A 16,198-nucleotide genomic window follows, 5' to 3' on the forward strand; every position below is an offset into this window, starting at 1 on the left:
CCCGCTTGCCACTGGCCGCAGCGTGCAAAACCCGATGATTTTAGGTGCATTGGCTGACACCTGGCTGAAAAAAGCCCGGACGCCGATGTCAGCCCTTCGTCAAACCCGTGACAGACCCGGGCCATTCCCGGTAGGCGCCCTGCCCATCCTGCGCTAAGGTGAGAACTGTTTTGCCGCTGCGCCGCAGCGGCGCCCATGCACCCCAAACGCCATGCAACTGCACTACATCGCCAACGCCTCCGTGCCCTCCCTCTCGGGCAAGACCATTGCCGTCATCGACCCGTCCGATGGCCAGCAGTACGACGAAATCCAGCGCGGCAATGCCGAGGACATCGACCACGCCGTGCAGGCCGCCCGCCTGTGCTTCCAAAACGTGTGGGGCAAGCTGCCGCCGGTGGAGCGCAGCCGCCTGCTGATGAAGCTGTCGGCCAAGGTGCTGGAGCACGCCGACGAGCTGGCCGTCATCGAGCAGCGCGACTGCGGCAAGCCCACCAAGCAGGCCAAGGCCGATGCAGCAGCGCTGGCACGCTACTTCGAGTTCTATGCCGGCGCCTGCGACAAGCTGCATGGCGAAACCATTCCCTACCCGCAGGAATTCAGCGTGCTGACCTGGCGTGAACCCCATGGGGTGACCGGCCATATCGTGCCCTGGAACTACCCGATGCAGATCTTTGGCCGCTGCGTGGGCGGTGCGCTGGCGGCAGGCAATGTCTGCGTGGTCAAGCCCTCGGAGGACGCATGCCTGAGCCTGATCCGCGTGGCCCAGCTGGCGGCCGACGTGGGCTTTCCGGCAGGCGCCATCAATATCGTCACCGGCTACGGCCATGAAGTGGGCGATGCGCTGGCCCGCCACCCCGGCGTGGACCACATCAGCTTTACCGGCAGCCCGCGCATCGGCACCCTGATCGAGCAGGCGGCTGCCGAGCGCCACTGCCCCTGCACCATGGAGCTGGGCGGCAAAAGCCCGCAGATCGTGTTTGCCGATGCGGATCTGGATGCGGCCATTCCCACCATCATCAACGCCATCATCCAGAACTCAGGCCAGACCTGCTCGGCCGGATCGCGCCTGCTGGTTGAGCGCAGCATCTACGAAACCTTGCTCGCTCGCCTGGCCTCTGCCTTCGAGGCCTTGCGCGTGGGCCCGGCCACGATGGATCTGGACCTGGGCCCGCTGATTCGCCAGACGCAGCAGCAGCGCGTATGGGATTTTCTGAGCGATGCGCACAATGACGGCATCTCCATCGTTGCCCAGGGCCAGATCGTGGAAGATGCCCCCGAAGGCGGCTACTACCAGGCGCCCACCCTGCTGCGCGATGTGCCGGTTGACCACCGCCTCGCGCAGGAAGAGGTGTTTGGCCCGGTGCTCAGCTCGATGGCCTTCGATACCGAGGAAGAAGCCATCCAGATGGCCAATGCCACCGAGTTCGGCCTGGTTGCCGGAGTCTGGACGCGTGACGGCGGCCGCCAGTTCCGCGTGGCAAAGCGGCTGCGCAGTGGCCAGGTCTTCATCAACAACTATGGCGCCGCAGGCGGTGTGGAGTTGCCATTCGGCGGCGTCAAATCCAGTGGCCATGGCCGCGAAAAGGGATTCGAAGCGCTGTACGGCTTCACCACGCTGAAGACGGTGGCCATCCGCCACGGCTGATTGGCTCGGCTAAACCGCTATCAGTTTTGACCACCCGGTGCACACCACGCGTGCGCCAGAAGCCCAAATACGCTGATCCGACACCTTGACGCGCCGCCAAATGCCGCAATGCAACATGGCGGCGCGATTGTTTTTACAATAGCGGCATTGCCCGGCGCGCCTTGCCTGTTTTCTGCCTGTTGGCGGCTCTTCGCGCCGCAGTGCCCCCTGTCACTTGCTGCACAGACAAGAAGCCGCCGCCGGGCGCATAGTGTCTCCACCGGCAGCAGCCCCACGGCAACGCCACCCACACCTACAAGAACATGCCGCTTTCCCCCGTTGCCAACCGTATTCCCAAGCACCTGCGCGATGTGCGCTTTCGCAGTTTCGAGCGCGAGGACGGGCTGTGGGACATCGAGGGCGAATTGCTTGACACCAAGGCCTATGACCTGGTGCTCTCGGGCGAGCGCAAGCGCAAGGCGGGAGACGCCATCCACCATATGTGGATTCGCTGCACCATCAACACCGACCTCGTGGTGCAGGCCATCGAAGTGGCCATGGACGCACACCCGCTGGGCGACTGCCCCCAGGCCCTGCCTGCGATGCAGAACATGGTGGGCTGCAGCATGGCACGCGGCTGGCGCAAGGCCATCGAGGCCAACCTGGGCAGCATTGCCGGCTGCACCCATATGCGCGAGCTGCTCTTCAACATGGCCACCGCCGCCTTCCAGAGCGTGCACAAGGCCTTTGTATCGGCAGACCCGAACCAGCCGCCGCGCCACCTGGGCCAGTGTGCGGGCTGGGATTTCAACGGCAGCGGTGTTGCCGCCATCTACCCCCAGTTTGTCGGCTGGCAACCGCTGGTGCGCCAGACCTCCCCGGCGGAGGCCGCCAAAGCGCCTGCTGCAGCGGATATGCCGTCCGACCCCGGCAAGGCCAAAGCCTGACACTGCGCCTGGCGCACCGTTGCCCCTGCGGCCCCATGGGCGCTATTCATTTCCTGCCATAGCGCCTGTTCATGCGGGCTGGCGGGCTATCGCCCCCTCCGGCCTGCGGTACCATTGGCCTATGTCCCACCCGATCATTCCGCTGCGCGACGAGCGTCAACAGCCCCTTCCTGCCACCCGTCCGATGGTTGTGGCAGGAGGCCCGGCAGGCGGAGCAGTGGGCACCCAGGGGCCGCGCGACCAGCGCCAGCGCCCGCTGCGGGATTTGCGCATCAGCGTGACGGACCGCTGCAACTTCCGCTGCAGCTACTGCATGCCCAAGGACGTGTTTGGCAAGGATTACCAGTACCTGCCGCACAGCGACCTGCTCAGCTTCGAGGAAATCACCCGGGCTGCGCGCATCTTTGTGGGCCAGGGTGTGGGCAAGCTGCGCATCACCGGCGGCGAGCCTCTGCTGCGCAAGAACCTGGAAGCGCTGATCGAACAACTGGCTGCGCTCACCACGCCCGAGGGCCAGCCGGTGGACCTGACTCTGACGACCAATGGCTCCATCCTTGCGCGCAAGGCCCGGGCCTTGAAGGACGCAGGCTTGAAGCGCCTGACCGTGAGCCTCGACAGCCTGGACGACGCACTCTTTCGCCGCATGAACGACATGGATTTCCCGGTCGCCACCGTGCTGCAAGGCATTGAAGAAGCGCAGGCCGTGGGTTTTGCCAATATCAAGGTGAACATGGTGGTCAAGCGCGGCGTCAATGACCACGAGGTGACCGCCATGGCGCGCCACTTCCGTGGCAGCGGCGTCACCCTGCGCTTCATCGAATTCATGGACGTGGGCGCCACCAACGGTTGGCGCATGGAAGAAGTGCTGCCCTCCGACGCGCTGCTGGAGCGCCTGCAGGGCGAATTCGAGCTGCTGCCGCTCGACGCCACCGCACCGGGTGAAACCGCCGTGCGCTGGGGCTATGCCGATGCCAATGGCCAGCACGATGCCAGCCTGGGCGAAATCGGCCTCATCAGCAGCGTGACGCACGCCTTCTGCCACGCCTGCAACCGCGCCCGCCTGTCCACCGAGGGGCGCCTGTTCCTCTGCCTCTTTGCCAGCGAAGGCTGGGATCTGCGCAGCCTGCTGCGCGGCGGCGCGAGCGACGAAGACATTGCCGCTGCCATCGCCCACATCTGGGGCCAGCGCAACGACAACTACAGCGAGCAACGCAGCCTGCACCCCGAAATCGCCCAACTGCGCAAGCGGGTGGAGATGAGCTATATCGGCGGCTGACGAGGCTGCGGCAGGCAGGCCTGCCTATATTGCATCAATGCATCAGGGATTCACATCAGTGATTCCGGCTTTTCCCCGCGCTCGTAGACCACATGGGCACGGCCCACGATCAGCGGGTCGAGCTTGCCGATCTGCCCTGCATCCTTCTGGGCATAAGGCAGTTTGTGCAGCACGTAACGCAGGGCATTGAGCCGCGCGCGCTTCTTGCAGTTGCTCTTGATCACCGTCCAGGGGTTGTCGGCGGTGTCGGTCTCAAAGAACATGGCCTCCTTGGCACGGGTGTATTCGTCCCATTTGTCCAGGCTTGCCTTGTCAATGGGGCTGAGCTTCCATTGCTTGAGGGGGTGGGATTCGCGCTCCTTGAAGCGACGGCGCTGCTCTTCGCGGCTGACGCTGAACCAGAACTTGATGAGGTGCACACCCGACTGCACCAGATGGCGCTCGAACTCGGGCGCCTGGCGCACGAAATCCTGGTACTCGCGGTCCGAGCAAAAACCCATCACCCGCTCCACGCCGGCTCTGTTGTACCAGCTGCGGTCAAACAGCACGATCTCCCCCGCTGTGGGCAGGTGCTGCACATAGCGCTGAAAGTACCATTGCCCACGCTCGAACTCCGATGGTTTCTCCAGGGCCACCACGCGCGCGCCCCGGGGATTCAGATGCTCCATGAAGCGCTTGATGGCGCCCCCCTTGCCTGCGGCATCACGCCCTTCAAACAGGATTACCACGCGCTCACCCGTGGCCTTGACCCAGCCCTGCAGCTTGAGCAGTTCCACCTGCAAATTGAATTTTTCCTTCTCGTAGACCGAGCGGCGCAACAGGTTCTGGTAGGGATAGCCGCCATCGCGCCAGCCGGGGGCCAGCTCTTCGTCGGGGTTGGTCTTGCCGATGTTTCGTGTTCGTGCACCACTGAATGCACGCTGCAGCGCTTCCCGGTCGTCTGGCGACGCACCATCCATCAGTGCACGCAGGCTCTTGGCACGCTCAGCGGCGCTTTGCCCGGTCTTGTTGTCAGCGATGTGCAATGCGGCCGACACCAATTCCTGCTGCGCGCCGGTGGTTGCCTTGTGCTCGACATGGGCAGCGATAGCCTTGCTGTTCAGGGCGGGAGCCGTATCGCCCTGGGCGGCGGGCCGCACGTCACGGGACGGGCGCCGAGTGGAACGGGCGCTGCCTGTCGCTCTTGCATTGGCCCGGGCAGATGTGGTTTTGGGTACGGTCGGCGGAGTTGGTGTTTTTCGCACGGTCATCGAAGTAGCCTTTTGAATTGAAATTTTCTATTGAAAGACTGTAGAGAACCCGCACGCACGGCATGTGCATGGCAGGCTCCTGATCGATCATCGTGCGCAGCAGCGAAAACCTGCTTGAGCTACATCAAATAGCGCCGCGCATCGCCTGTTGCAGGCGAGAAAGCGCAATCCCGGCGCGCCTGGCTACAGGGCATGGGAGCGCAGCGGGTGAGCATTCCAGTCAATCCTGCAGCAGCCCCAGCCCCGTCAGATTGCCATGGCGATCCCTGATTTGCAGAGCTGAGCCCGGGCTATTGGGCCGCATGATCAAGTTTGCTTTCTGCCACACCACCTTGTCATCGTAAACATGCATCCATTGGCAGGAAACCAGATGGAGCAAGGGCTCCTTGGGCGCGCGTTCACACCATGCAGTCTCATCGGCGTTGGCGGCCCTGCTTCCAAGATCGCGCGTCAGCGATACGATGGTGTCGTCTGACAGCACCCATTGGCCGAGCAGGCTTTGAGAGCCCTCCGCATCGGGCTCCAGCTCCATGCGAACCAGGCGACGGGTAGGTTCACCAGGAAGATCCAGCTTTGCCACGGTATGGCTTTCTATCGAAAACCTGCCCACGGTTTCCACAAATTCCAGACGCATGCTGCCCGCGTCTGCCAGCAGGGTGGCAGCCTGCCCAGGCCCACCCAGGTAGCGCCCGCCAGCATACTGGCCAAGGGGCAAGGTGACCGGTGTCTTGGGGGCATCCACGCTCCCCATGTGGAAGGTGGGCTGACCGCCGGGCTGGTAGTTGAACACCTGGGCTATCGCGACACCATTCTGGAAATCCAGCGCAAAGCCGCGTCCCGGCTTTCCGTCAAGCTCGCTCTCCACCACCCAGGTGCCGCTGACGGGAACCTTGTTGCCCATGCGACAGCCTCCAAAGGGCTCTGCATAGACCACCGAATATGGAGGACACTCCGGAATGCTTGCGCCCGTATCCTTCTTCATGCCTGTCACCAGCCTGCCCAGCAAGGAATACCGCTGAACCACTCCGTTCTGGATCACGTCCACAAATCCCTGCAGACCACCAGCCGAAATGCGCAACTCTATGGCATTGACAGGCAAGCGCGGGCTCGACAGCGACCGCACTATCGGCTCGGAACAGCTGTACATGTCGGCACCCGTTCGCAGGCAGGAGAAATCAGCGTATGCGCCGCCCATCTCCAGATTGACCCCATGCGTCGGGCTCTTCATGTGCCTTCCGATCGAGCCTCGCCAGTAAAAAACCGGCTGCCCTGCACCATCCAAGGCCACGGTTTGAAAGCTGCGCACCCCGCTCTTGGGCGCCAGGTAGTCGTCTTCGAACTGCGCAGACCTCACCTCAAACCTTTGAATGGGCAAGACCTTTTCACCGGGCAGTTGAATGCTCCCATGGAGGCCGTTGGTGAAGGAGACCGTCACGTCTCCAGCAGATCCGGCCTCGACGGCATCCCTTGCTTCACTGCCAAAGCTGCGGCCACCCTGGTACTGCATCAACGGCGCAGTCACGCGGTTGCCGTCCATCTGCCCGGTCGCGGTGTAGAACGTGGCATCGCCATTCTTTTCATACCCAAACACTTGCATGAAGAAGGTGTTGCCCTGCACGTCAATCGCGAGGCCCCGGCCGGGTTTGCCGTTGAGCTCTTCGCTGATGACCCAGGTACCAGCCTGCGGGGTGAAATCCCGTGCGGCCCAACTGCTGGCCACCGGAACTACCAGGCCAAGGACGGCAATGGCGGCGCGCACACTGCGCCCCTTAATATTGGTCAATGCTTTCACGGTACTCCTGATCGTTCCCTGGGTCATCGCCGCAGTATAGGCGGCTATTGCTTTTTCGAGGCAAAATGATCTCCAGCGCCCATTCATCAACCGCTTCCAGCTCATCAATCCATAGCACAATGCCAGCCACCCCCTTGTCCATTCCCCGCGAGCAGATCACCGGGCTGGTTTTGTCCGGCGGCCAGGGCTCGCGCATGGGCGGGGTGGACAAAGGCCTGCAACTGCTGGCGGGCAGGCCATTGGCGGAATGGGCGGCCGAGCGGTTGGCGGCGCAGACGGGCCAGGTACTGGTCAATGCCAACCGGTATCTGCAAGCCTATGCAGCGTTGGGTCACACGGTGATAGCCGATCTGGCGCCTGCCGCCTCACCGGCTGCAAACGCCCTCGCCGAACCCTACCCCGGGCCGCTTGCCGGGTTTGCAGCAGGGTTGGATGCCTGCCGCACTCCCTGGCTGTTGACGGTGGCCTGCGACACACCGTTCTTCCCGGCCGATCTGGCAGCCGAGCTGGCGCAGGCGGCCGTGCGCGATCAGGTGCTGGTCGCGATGGCCTGCACTCGCAGCCCCGATGGCCACCGCCTGCCCCAGCCTACGTTCTGCCTGCTGCATGCCAGCCTGGCGGCGAGCGTGCGCAGCTTTGTGGATTCCGGTGGCCGCAAGGTCCGCCAGTGGGCGGCGCAGCACCCGATGGTGATGGTCGAGTTCAACGATACCGCCGCCTTCTACAACGCCAACACGCTGCAGGAGCTGGAGACGCTGGCCCGCCAATGCCCTGCCAACGGCGTGGAAGGATGATCCGAGTCCGGCATGGGCGCAAAGCTGATGCCCGTAATCCGCTATCAGTTGAATAGCAGCAAATATGCTTAACCTGGAGACCGCATGACTTTCGCTAACCAGCATCTGGCGCAGGAGCCCAGCCGCGCCGAAGTGGACACGCTGCCCGGCCACACCGTGATTGAGTTTGGCACCCCCTGGTGCCCGCACTGCCTGGGCGCACAACCGCTGATCGAAGCGGCACTCTCCCCACGCACCGATATCCGTCACATCAAGGTGGAGGACGGCCCGGGCAAGCCACTGGGGCGCAGCTATCGCATCAAGCTGTGGCCAACCCTGGTCGTGCTCAAAGACGGGCAGGAAGTGGCGCGCGTGGTGCGCCCCACCGATGCCGCCGCCATTGCAGCAGCCTTGGCACCACTGGGCGCAGCGCCTTGAGCCGCACCCTTCTCCAGCTACACAGGCTTGATTGAAAAGGCGGCGCTGGGCGCTGTTGGGTCTTCGGGCGACACGCCAAAATACATGACCCCGGCGCCGTGCAGTTGCACGGTCTCGCGGCGCACCACAGTAGCGGGGCTGCTGCCAAAGGTCAACCAAGTGCCGTAGCGGCTCAGATCGGTGAAGATCAGATTGCCGCCGCGCCAGTCGATGCGGCCATGCTGGCGGGAGACGCGGCGGTCCAGAACCACCCATTCCGAATCGGAGGAGCGTCCGATGAAAATCGGCATTTCCTGGGTTTCGAAGACCCTTTCGACCCCGCCGCTGGCCAGACGCAGCCGCACCTGCACCACGGTTTCCTGCCGCATGGGCAGCGAGGAGTCGTAGGCGGTGATCACTTCCTGGGCTTCGGCATCGCTCCACTGCACCTGGTAGAGCATGTGCTGCTCGGATTTGCCGCGCACTTCCATCCAACCCATGGGCACGAAGGTGGTGTCGGCGCGGGAGCCTGATTCCATGGTCGACGCGCTGGCCCAGATTTCGCGGTGGCTGGCCTTTTCACACAGGCGCGAAGCCATGTTGACCGAGTCTCCGTAGCAGTCGCCCTCCATCAGCACGACCTCACCGGTGCTCATGCCCACGCGCACATGGAACTTCTGCGTCGGGGGCAGCGAATCCCATTGGCCGTAATGGCGACGCATCAGCATGGTCATGGCGCTCACAGCCAGCCCGCTGCTGTTGAAAATGGCCAAAACCCCGTCACCCAAGGTTTTGACGACCCGTCCGCCCGCTTGCACGACGACTTGCTTGAATGCATCCGTCATGCCTGCGACCGCCCGCGCAGCCCGCTCATTGCCCAAGGTTTCGAACAAAGCAGTACTGCCCGAGATATCGATAAATACCACGGTGGCGACAGTTGTCATGGATAGTTCACGCGGATGCGGTCACCTCCTCCCTCGGAGCGCCTACACCCTCAAAGAATTGTTATTCCGCATATTACACCGCAAACCGGGGTCCATATCCAAGCTGATTCGCTCGCACAGCATCAACAAATCTATGCGGCACGCCATGCCTTGCGGCAAATCCGCTGCCGCCACTGCATGACGCAGTGCAGCAATGCGGCGATACCGCTACATATGGCCCCAATAGATCAGTGCGTCGCGCCCTTCCACACTGAGCGAGACCTGTGCCCCGACTGGCAGCACCACCTTCGTCGGCACATGGCCAAACGGCAGGTTGGTGAACACCGGGATGGCAAGCTGATCGCGTAGCCATTGCACCACGGTGGCCAGCTTGTAGCCCTTGTCGTGCGCGTTGAGCTGGTAGTCGCTGAACTGGCCCAGCACCACCGCCTTCTGCTGCGCCAGGACACCCGCATGCAGCAGGGTGATCAACATGCGCTCGACCTTGTAGGGCGTCTCTCCCACATCTTCAATAAACAACACCCCGTTCTTGATCTTGGGCAGGTACGGCGTGCCCGCCAGCGACGCCAGCATGGCCAGATTGCCGCCCCACAGCGTGGCTTTGGGGATGTAGGTTTCCGCATCCGCAGATGGGCCCTGCACAGTACCCGCGCGCTCTGCCAGCGTGCGCCACCCAGCGCCTTCGCCCTGGCCCATCAGGAGGTCTTCAAAGCAATCGAGCATGATGTCGTCCATGCCCGCTTCTGCGCCAATGTCGGCCACCAGCGACGGCCCTGCCCAGGTCACCGCCTTGGTTCGGACATACAGGGCCATCTGCAAGGCCGTGAAGTCGCTCAGGCCCACCCATTGCGTGCCGGCCTCGATGGAGCGGGCAATCTGCTCATAGTCGATGCGGTGCAGCAGGCGCGAGATGCCGTAGCCGCCGCGCGTCATCATCGTCACATCGGCGCCGCTGGCCGCTGCACGCGCAATGGCCGCCAGGCGCGTGTCGTCGTCTCCGGCAAACCGTGTCCAGGAGTCGAGGGCCGCAGGGTCCACCTCCACCGCATGCCCCAGCTCCTTGAGCCTTGCAACGCCGCGGCGAAAGCCCTTTTTGTCGCGCACCGCGCCCGAGGGGGAATAGATGTAGATGCTGCGCGGGCCAGCCTGGTGGTTGTGGTTGCAATGGGCATGGTCGCATGGGCCGTCATGGCCATGGTCATGCGAGTGGTTGTCGTGCTGATGCATGGTGCGCTGTCGATAAAAGCATGGCAGACAGATCTGCCTGGATCAGGGAAAGAAGCTCGCAGCGCACACAATAGCGTAAGCGCCGCACTGCCAAAGAGGCCTGCCTTCAAGGCAGCAGCCATAGGCTCGTTTCAAGAATGGCTCGCATTATGCGCTCAGGCCACCTGGCCCGGTTGCCAGAACGTGTTTACGATCTAAGGCAACTTGCCGCGCGCAGCGGGCCTCACCGGATCTGGATCAGGCTGAAAACGCCGTGTACGCCGCTCACACCCTCCGTGATGGCGATGGCGCGGTCTCGCAGGTCGGACGAGGCAAGGGTACCTTGCAGCGTCACCATGGCATTGCCGGTTTCCACCTGCAGCATGCGCAGATCATCGTTTTGGGTGGCGGCCAGCGCATCACTCACCGCAGCGGATATCGCATCGTCTTCCGCCAGCACCCGCTGGCGGCTGGCGGTCTGCTCCACCGCGGCATTCACCCGTGCCCCGGATCTGCGCAGCCGCTGGTGCAGGCCGTGTACCCATTGCGCCACCTGCTGGCCGGTACCCATGGCATCCGCCTCGACAAGCCCCCACGGCGCAGCAATGCCCAAGGCGATGACCACGCTCAGACAGGCCCCCACCCACCACAAGCGGGCGCGCCCGGATTGCCGTGTCGGATCAGCGTTGGGCAAACGGTGAGGCGGGGCCATTCGGTGCGGAGGCATACAGTAAAAATGAGAGCGGATCGGTAATGAAAGCGCATTGAGTGTAGATTGTTGGCGATCCTGGCGGTCTTGCCCAGCCTTGTCCAGCCAAATGCTGCAACTGAAACCCCGGCTACACATTTGTCCACGATTTCTTCATATGGGTTGCCTCGGCAAGGCTCGCACAACACCCGGCAGCGTCCCTGAATCCGTGGAACCCTGTCGCATAAATCCACGGCTTGCGGCAGGCCTGCCCGCCATAAGGCGACAATGCGCCATGCTCGCGCCGCTGCTTTACCGACTTTTTCCGTTCCTCTCCTGGCCCCGCCCCACCCTGCAACTGCTGCGGGGCGAAGCCATGGCCGGCATCACCGTCGGCCTGATGCTGCTGCCACAGGGTGTGGCCTATGCGCATCTGGCGGGGATGCCGCTGATCACCGGGATCTATGCCTCCATCATTCCGGCGGCGGTGGCCATCCTCTTTAGCCCATCACCGCGCCTGGGCGTGGGGCCCACGGCGCTGTCCGCCCTTTTGATCGGCGCTTCGCTCACCGGCATGGCCGAGCCGGGTTCTGCCCAGTGGGTGGTGCTGGCGGCCTGGATGGCGATTCTGTCGGGCCTGGTGCAGCTGTCGCTCGGGCTGGTGCGCGCGGGGTGGCTGCTCAACCTGGTGACCTCGCCGGTACTGGCCGGCTTCACCCAGGCGGCGGCCATTTTGATTCTGGCGTCGCAACTGCCCAGCCTGCTGGGCATGAAAAGCGACTGGGCCACCGTGTGGGACAACCCGTCGCTCGGGCTGTTCGACTGGCGCTCGATCCTGTTTGGCGTCCTGAGCATTGCAGGCCTCGTGCTGGCAAAGAAGTGGCGGCCCGCGTTTCCCTCAGCCATCTTCGTCATTGCCATCACCGGCATCGTCAGCTGGGCAGGCGGTTTTGCGGACAAAGGTGGCGCCGTGGTGGGCCATCTGCCGTCGGGGCTGCCGCACTTCGTCTGGCCCGGCCTGCTGGGCTGGGACGAATTTGGCCTTCTGGTGATGCCCGTGCTGGTGATATCGCTGGTGAGCGCTTTGGAGACTGCATCCAGCGCCCAGGTGGAGCACCAGCAGGCCGGAACCCGCTGGGACAGCAGCCAGGAGCTGATTGCGCAAGGCATGTCCAAGATGAGCGCCGGCCTGTTTGGCAGCTTTGCTACCAGTGCCTCCTTCTCGCGCTCGGCGGTCAATCTGCTGGCAGGCGCCAAGACGGGTTACTCCAACCTGTTTTCCATCCTGCTGGTGGTGATCGTGGTGCTGTGGTTCATTCCCGCGCTCTACCATGTGCCGCAGTCGGCGCTGGCGGCCATCGTGATGACGGCCGTCGCCAACCTGGTCAAGCCCCGGGCGATTCTGCGGCTCTTTGCGATCTCGCGCATCGAGGGCGGCATTGCCGTGGCCACCTTTGCCATCACCATCCTCACGGCGCCACGCATCTACTGGGGCGTGCTGGCAGGCATTCTGCTGAGCTCCTGCTACTTTCTGTACAACCGGCTGCACCCGCGCATTGTGGAAGTGGGCCTGCACCCTGATGGCAGCCTGCGCGACCGCCACCTGTGGCACCTGCCGACCTTGGCCCCCGATGTGCTGGCCCTGCGCATGGATTCGGAGCTGGATTTCGCATCTGCCGCCGCGCTGGAAACCCGCGCCGCCAATGACTGGGCCCGCCACCCCCAGTACAAGCAGTTGGCCCTGCTGGCCCAGCCCATGAACCAGATCGACATCACCGGCGTGGAAGCCTTTGTGCGGCTGGAGCGCATGGCCGCCAAGCGCGGCGGCCTGTTGCACATCGTGGGCATGAAGCTGCCTGTGGAGCAGCGCTTGAAGCGCGCCGGCCTGCTGCAGGACAACCCCCACCTGCGCCTGTACCGCACCGACGCCGAGTTTCTGCAGGCCCTGGCGCAACACACGGCCAACGCCACGATTGAGTATTCGATATAAGTAAAATAGGCGCCGTGCGCCCACCTGGAGGGCGCCCTTCGCTATTAATTTGATAGATTCCCCTGCCGTGCCCGACATTCTGAACATCTCCTGCTACAAGTTCGTTCCGCTGCCCGATGCGCAGCAGCTGCGCGAGCTGCTGGCCGAGCGTGCGGCGCAATGGGCGCTCAAGGGCACGGTACTGCTGGCGGAAGAAGGCATCAATTTCTTTCTGGCAGGCCCGGCCCAAGCCGTGCATGGCTGGGTGAGCGCACTGCGCACCGACGCGCGCTTTGCCGATGTGGCCCCCAAGGAGAGTTGGTCGAGCACCGTGCCTTTTCGCAAGATGCGCGTGGTGGTCAAGCCCGAAATCATCCGCATGGACTACCCCGCGATTCGCCCTGCCAATGGCCGCGCACCCGCCGTCAAGCCCGCAGACCTGCAGCGCTGGCTGGCCCAGGGGCACGATGATGCAGGCCGCCCCGTGGTGACGCTCGACACACGCAACGACTACGAAGTGGATGAAGGCGCATTCACAGGCGCGATTGACTGGCGCATCCGCAAGTTCACCGAGTTTCCAGCCCAGTTGCGCGCCCACAAGGCCGATCTGGCGGGCAAGACCGTGGTGAGCTATTGCACCGGCGGCATACGTTGCGAAAAAGCCGCAATCCTGATGCAGGACGAAGGCATCGAGAACGTCTACCAGCTCGAAGGCGGCATCCTGAAATACTTTGAGGAAACCGATGGCACCGGTTACCAGGGCAGCTGCTTTGTGTTCGACGAGCGCCGTGTCGTGGATGATTCACTACAAAAAACAGAGCTTAAAGCGCAAGTCTGACAAACGCTGCAAGCCACTTCATGCATCACCCATAACAAAAAACCCTTTGCGTGGTGCAAAGGGTTTTTTTGTGAAGCCGCCTCAAGCTGTGGGCGGTAAATCCATGGAATCCATCATGCGGCTCTGCGCTTGGCGTCCATGCTCCAGGCACCGGCGCCAAAGGCTGCAAAGGCCAGCAAGCCGCCCACGATGGCAATGTTCTTGTTGAACAGCAACTGCGTCACCATGCGTGCTTCGGCGGGTACCGACCAGTAGGCATGGAAGAAGAAGCTGGCCACCAGGGTGAAGAATGCCAGCAGCAGCGCGGCGTAGCGCGTGCCCCAGCCCAGCAGAATGGCCAGGCCACCCAGAATCTCGACACACAGGCCGATGCCCACGGCAATCTCGGGCATGGGCATGCCGGCAGAGGCGGCATAACCAACGGCGCCAGCAAAGCCCGTGAGCTTGCCAAAGCCCGGAATCACAAAGAACCAGGCCACCAGAATACGGCCCAGCAAGGCCAGCGGATTTTGCAATGCATTCATTTAACACTCCTCTGGCCTTGCCCACCCGCGGGCTGCGGGCGGGGCTGGCCTCGTTACAAGGTTTTTGGAAGGATCAAGCTTCCAGGTCAAACACCAGTACTTCGGCATTTTTGGCCTGGTCCAGCTTCACGGCCGTTTCCTGGTCCATGTAGGCCGCATCGCCAGTGTGCAACGGCGTGCCGTTGACGGCAACCTCTCCCTTGACCACGTACACATACGACTTGCGGCCCGGGGCAATGGCCACCTCGGCGGTTTCCGCGCCATCGAGCAAGCCTGCGTACATGCGGGCATCGGCCGTCATGGACAGCGAGCCGTCGGCACCATCGGGCGACACCACCAAGCGCAGCTTGCCGCGCTTTTCGGCGTCGGGGAACGTCTTTTGCGCATAGCTTGGAGCAATGCCCGTCTTGCTGGGCTCGATCCAGATCTGCAGAAAATGCGTTTCCGCGCCCTCGGCATGGTTGAACTCGCTGTGCTGCACGCCGGTGCCTGCGCTCATCCGCTGCACATCGCCCGGGGGCAGCCCTTCGATGTGGCCCATGCTGTCCTTGTGCGCCAGGTTGCCTTCGAGCACATAGCTGATGATCTCCATGTCGCGGTGGCCATGGGTGCCAAAGCCCGTGCCAGGGGCAACGCGGTCTTCGTTGATCACGCGCAGATTGCCCCAGCCCATGAAGCGGGGATCGTAGTAGCCTGCAAACGAGAAGCTGTGGTTGGAGCGGAGCCATCCATGGTCGGCATGGCCACGATCGGCAGATTTACGAACCATCAACATTTTTGATCTCCTTCTTGTGAAACACCGCTGAAATGCCGTGTTCATCACCATGTCCGTTACTGTAAAACTGCGCCATCCTCCTGTGGGACTGCGGGTTTGATGGCATCATTCAAAAAAACTGATGGTGCTTTCCCATCCGCCCCTCCCTACGCCGAAGGACCCTGACATGGCCGTACTGCGCGACCGCGATGTACTCACCCCCGATACCCTGGCACTGCTGCAGCTGGTGGCCGACACCGGCAGCTTTGCCGCCGCTGCCCGCAAGCTGGGCCTGGTGCCCAGCGCCCTCACCTACCGCATCCGCCAGGTGGAAGACGCCCTCGATGTGCTGCTGTTTGACCGCAGTGCTCGCCAGGCTCGCCCCACCGAAGCTGGCGAAGAACTGCTGCGCGAAGGCGCGCGCCTGCTGCAGGAAGTGGATGCCGTGGCCAACCGCGTACGCCGCGTGGCCACTGGCTGGGAGCCAGAGCTGCGCATTGCGGTGGACGGTGTCATCTCGCGCACCACCCTGCTGGAGCTGGTCGAGGCCTTTTACGCCATTGCGCCACCCACGCGCCTCAAGATCATCGACAGCATCCTGGCGGGCACGCTCGAATCCCTCACCAGCGGCCGGGCAGACCTCGCCATCGGCATCGCGGTCGATGCCTCGAACGTGTCAGGCCTGCAACAGCTCGACCTGGGCGAGATCACCTTCCGCTACGTGGTGGCGCCGCACCATCCGCTGGCCGACGAGATCCAGCCCATCAGCGACGATGTGCTGCGCCGCCACCGCATCATCGCGGTGGCCGATTCGTCGCGCAGCGGCCAGGGCCAGACCATCGGCGTAATGAGCGGCCAGGACGTGCTCACCGTCGACACCATGCAGGCCAAGCTGCAGGCCCAGTTGCGCGGCATTGGCGCGGGCTTTCTGCCCGACAACATGACCCTGCCCTACCTGCGCAGCGGCCAGTTGGTGGAACGCGAGCTGATGCGCCCATTGCGCAAGATCAAGCTGCGCTACGCATGGTGCAGCAATGCGCCGGGCAAAGCCCTGCAGTGGTGGCTGGACAGGCTACAGTCGCAGGCAACGCGCGAGTCGCTCCTCAACAACCACTACGTGGGATAAATCCTGACCAGAATTGCCTTCCACAGCGTGTAGAGTGGATCGCTGAAAGCCCAGCTTTCGATTGCCACTG

Annotated in this window: 15 protein-coding genes; 8 read left to right on the plus strand and 7 right to left on the minus strand. The window is 63.3% G+C overall.

The genetic code is table 11. The features are described from left to right. The first annotated feature begins 211 nt into the window (after nt 1–211). The 3 genes from ACH2DG_RS08095 (at nt 212) to moaA (ending at nt 3,847) form a co-directional block, all read left to right on the plus strand. Entirely contained in the window at nt 212–1,645 is a 1,434-nt protein-coding gene (locus tag ACH2DG_RS08095; RefSeq protein WP_395025353.1) for an aldehyde dehydrogenase family protein, read from the plus strand. A gap of 302 nt (nt 1,646–1,947) precedes the next feature. Next, a complete protein-coding gene (locus ACH2DG_RS08100) occupies nt 1,948–2,571 on the plus strand; it encodes a DUF2889 domain-containing protein (protein ID WP_395025354.1) in 624 nt (207 codons plus the stop codon). 121 nt (nt 2,572–2,692) lie between these two features. After that, nucleotides 2,693–3,847 (plus strand): GTP 3',8-cyclase MoaA, encoded by a 1,155-nt coding sequence (moaA, locus tag ACH2DG_RS08105; protein ID WP_395025355.1) that lies wholly within the window; start codon nt 2,693–2,695, stop codon nt 3,845–3,847. Between the two features lie 50 nt (nt 3,848–3,897). Here moaA and ppk2 read toward each other — a convergent pair whose 3' ends face one another. Both ppk2 and ACH2DG_RS08115 read right to left on the minus strand, forming a co-directional pair. After that, nucleotides 3,898–5,097, minus strand: coding sequence for a polyphosphate kinase 2 (ppk2, locus tag ACH2DG_RS08110; RefSeq protein ID WP_395025356.1), 1,200 nt, complete (start codon nt 5,095–5,097; stop codon nt 3,898–3,900). A gap of 220 nt (nt 5,098–5,317) precedes the next feature. Beyond that, complete coding sequence (locus ACH2DG_RS08115) at nt 5,318–6,889, minus strand: hypothetical protein (protein WP_395025357.1); 1,572 nt, start codon at nt 6,887–6,889, stop codon at nt 5,318–5,320. Between the two features lie 119 nt (nt 6,890–7,008). On the opposite strand from ACH2DG_RS08115, the gene mobA reads away from it, so the two are divergent. Both mobA and ACH2DG_RS08125 read left to right on the plus strand, forming a co-directional pair. Then, nucleotides 7,009–7,683 carry a molybdenum cofactor guanylyltransferase MobA gene (mobA, locus tag ACH2DG_RS08120; protein WP_395025358.1) on the plus strand — a complete coding sequence of 225 codons (675 nt, stop codon included), beginning with the start codon at nt 7,009–7,011 and terminating at the stop codon, nt 7,681–7,683. A gap of 84 nt (nt 7,684–7,767) precedes the next feature. Further along, nucleotides 7,768–8,100: a thioredoxin family protein gene (locus ACH2DG_RS08125; protein ID WP_395025360.1), complete on the plus strand. Its 333-nt coding sequence runs from the start codon at nt 7,768–7,770 to the stop codon at nt 8,098–8,100. A 17-nt stretch (nt 8,101–8,117) separates the two neighbouring features. Here ACH2DG_RS08125 and ACH2DG_RS08130 read toward each other — a convergent pair whose 3' ends face one another. The 3 genes from ACH2DG_RS08130 to ACH2DG_RS08140 form a co-directional block, all read right to left on the minus strand. Beyond that, nucleotides 8,118–9,023: an adenylate/guanylate cyclase domain-containing protein gene (locus ACH2DG_RS08130; RefSeq protein ID WP_395025362.1), complete on the minus strand. Its 906-nt coding sequence runs from the start codon at nt 9,021–9,023 to the stop codon at nt 8,118–8,120. A 207-nt stretch (nt 9,024–9,230) separates the two neighbouring features. Then, the gene (locus ACH2DG_RS08135; RefSeq protein ID WP_395025364.1) at nt 9,231–10,250 is read right to left on the minus strand and encodes an LD-carboxypeptidase; all 1,020 of its coding nucleotides are present in this window, start codon (nt 10,248–10,250) and stop codon (nt 9,231–9,233) included. Between the two features lie 223 nt (nt 10,251–10,473). Beyond that, nucleotides 10,474–10,941, minus strand: coding sequence for a BON domain-containing protein (locus ACH2DG_RS08140; RefSeq protein ID WP_395025366.1), 468 nt, complete (start codon nt 10,939–10,941; stop codon nt 10,474–10,476). A 271-nt stretch (nt 10,942–11,212) separates the two neighbouring features. On the opposite strand from ACH2DG_RS08140, the gene ACH2DG_RS08145 reads away from it, so the two are divergent. Beyond that, on the plus strand, nt 11,213–12,907 hold the full coding sequence (locus tag ACH2DG_RS08145) for a SulP family inorganic anion transporter (protein WP_395025368.1): 1,695 nt from the start codon (nt 11,213–11,215) through the stop codon (nt 12,905–12,907). Between the two features lie 67 nt (nt 12,908–12,974). Then, nucleotides 12,975–13,724: a sulfurtransferase gene (locus ACH2DG_RS08150; RefSeq protein ID WP_395025370.1), complete on the plus strand. Its 750-nt coding sequence runs from the start codon at nt 12,975–12,977 to the stop codon at nt 13,722–13,724. A gap of 113 nt (nt 13,725–13,837) precedes the next feature. On the opposite strand, the gene ACH2DG_RS08155 is transcribed toward ACH2DG_RS08150, so the two are convergent. Further along, entirely contained in the window at nt 13,838–14,248 is a 411-nt protein-coding gene (locus ACH2DG_RS08155) for a DoxX family protein (RefSeq protein WP_395025372.1), read from the minus strand. 73 nt (nt 14,249–14,321) lie between these two features. Further along, nucleotides 14,322–15,023, minus strand: a complete 702-nt coding sequence (locus tag ACH2DG_RS08160; protein WP_395025374.1) for a pirin family protein — start codon at nt 15,021–15,023, stop codon at nt 14,322–14,324. Between the two features lie 166 nt (nt 15,024–15,189). Between ACH2DG_RS08160 and ACH2DG_RS08165 the strand changes: the two genes are divergently transcribed. Continuing rightward, the gene (locus tag ACH2DG_RS08165) at nt 15,190–16,128 is read left to right on the plus strand and encodes a LysR family transcriptional regulator (protein WP_395025376.1); all 939 of its coding nucleotides are present in this window, start codon (nt 15,190–15,192) and stop codon (nt 16,126–16,128) included. Nucleotides 16,129–16,198 lie beyond the last annotated feature (70 nt).

It is taken from the genome of Comamonas odontotermitis (assembly GCF_040396735.1).
Taxonomy (GTDB): Bacteria; Pseudomonadota; Gammaproteobacteria; order Burkholderiales; family Burkholderiaceae_C; genus Comamonas; species Comamonas odontotermitis_C.

Excerpts from the sequence above, each read along its gene's own strand:
- ACH2DG_RS08095 (WP_395025353.1), top strand. The coding sequence starts at position 212 with ATGCAACTGCACTACATCGCCAACGCCTCCGTGCCCTCCCTCTCGGGC.
- ppk2 (WP_395025356.1), bottom strand. The coding sequence starts at position 5,097 with ATGACCGTGCGAAAAACACCAACTCCGCCGACCGTACCCAAAACCACA.
- moaA (WP_395025355.1), top strand. The coding sequence starts at position 2,693 with ATGTCCCACCCGATCATTCCGCTGCGCGACGAGCGTCAACAGCCCCTT.
- ACH2DG_RS08145 (WP_395025368.1), top strand. The coding sequence starts at position 11,213 with ATGCTCGCGCCGCTGCTTTACCGACTTTTTCCGTTCCTCTCCTGGCCC.
- mobA (WP_395025358.1), top strand. The coding sequence starts at position 7,009 with ATGCCAGCCACCCCCTTGTCCATTCCCCGCGAGCAGATCACCGGGCTG.
- ACH2DG_RS08140 (WP_395025366.1), bottom strand. The coding sequence starts at position 10,941 with ATGGCCCCGCCTCACCGTTTGCCCAACGCTGATCCGACACGGCAATCC.
- ACH2DG_RS08125 (WP_395025360.1), top strand. The coding sequence starts at position 7,768 with ATGACTTTCGCTAACCAGCATCTGGCGCAGGAGCCCAGCCGCGCCGAA.
- ACH2DG_RS08100 (WP_395025354.1), top strand. The coding sequence starts at position 1,948 with ATGCCGCTTTCCCCCGTTGCCAACCGTATTCCCAAGCACCTGCGCGAT.
- ACH2DG_RS08160 (WP_395025374.1), bottom strand. The coding sequence starts at position 15,023 with ATGTTGATGGTTCGTAAATCTGCCGATCGTGGCCATGCCGACCATGGA.
- ACH2DG_RS08165 (WP_395025376.1), top strand. The coding sequence starts at position 15,190 with ATGGCCGTACTGCGCGACCGCGATGTACTCACCCCCGATACCCTGGCA.
- ACH2DG_RS08135 (WP_395025364.1), bottom strand. The coding sequence starts at position 10,250 with ATGCATCAGCACGACAACCACTCGCATGACCATGGCCATGACGGCCCA.
- ACH2DG_RS08130 (WP_395025362.1), bottom strand. The coding sequence starts at position 9,023 with ATGACAACTGTCGCCACCGTGGTATTTATCGATATCTCGGGCAGTACT.
- ACH2DG_RS08155 (WP_395025372.1), bottom strand. The coding sequence starts at position 14,248 with ATGAATGCATTGCAAAATCCGCTGGCCTTGCTGGGCCGTATTCTGGTG.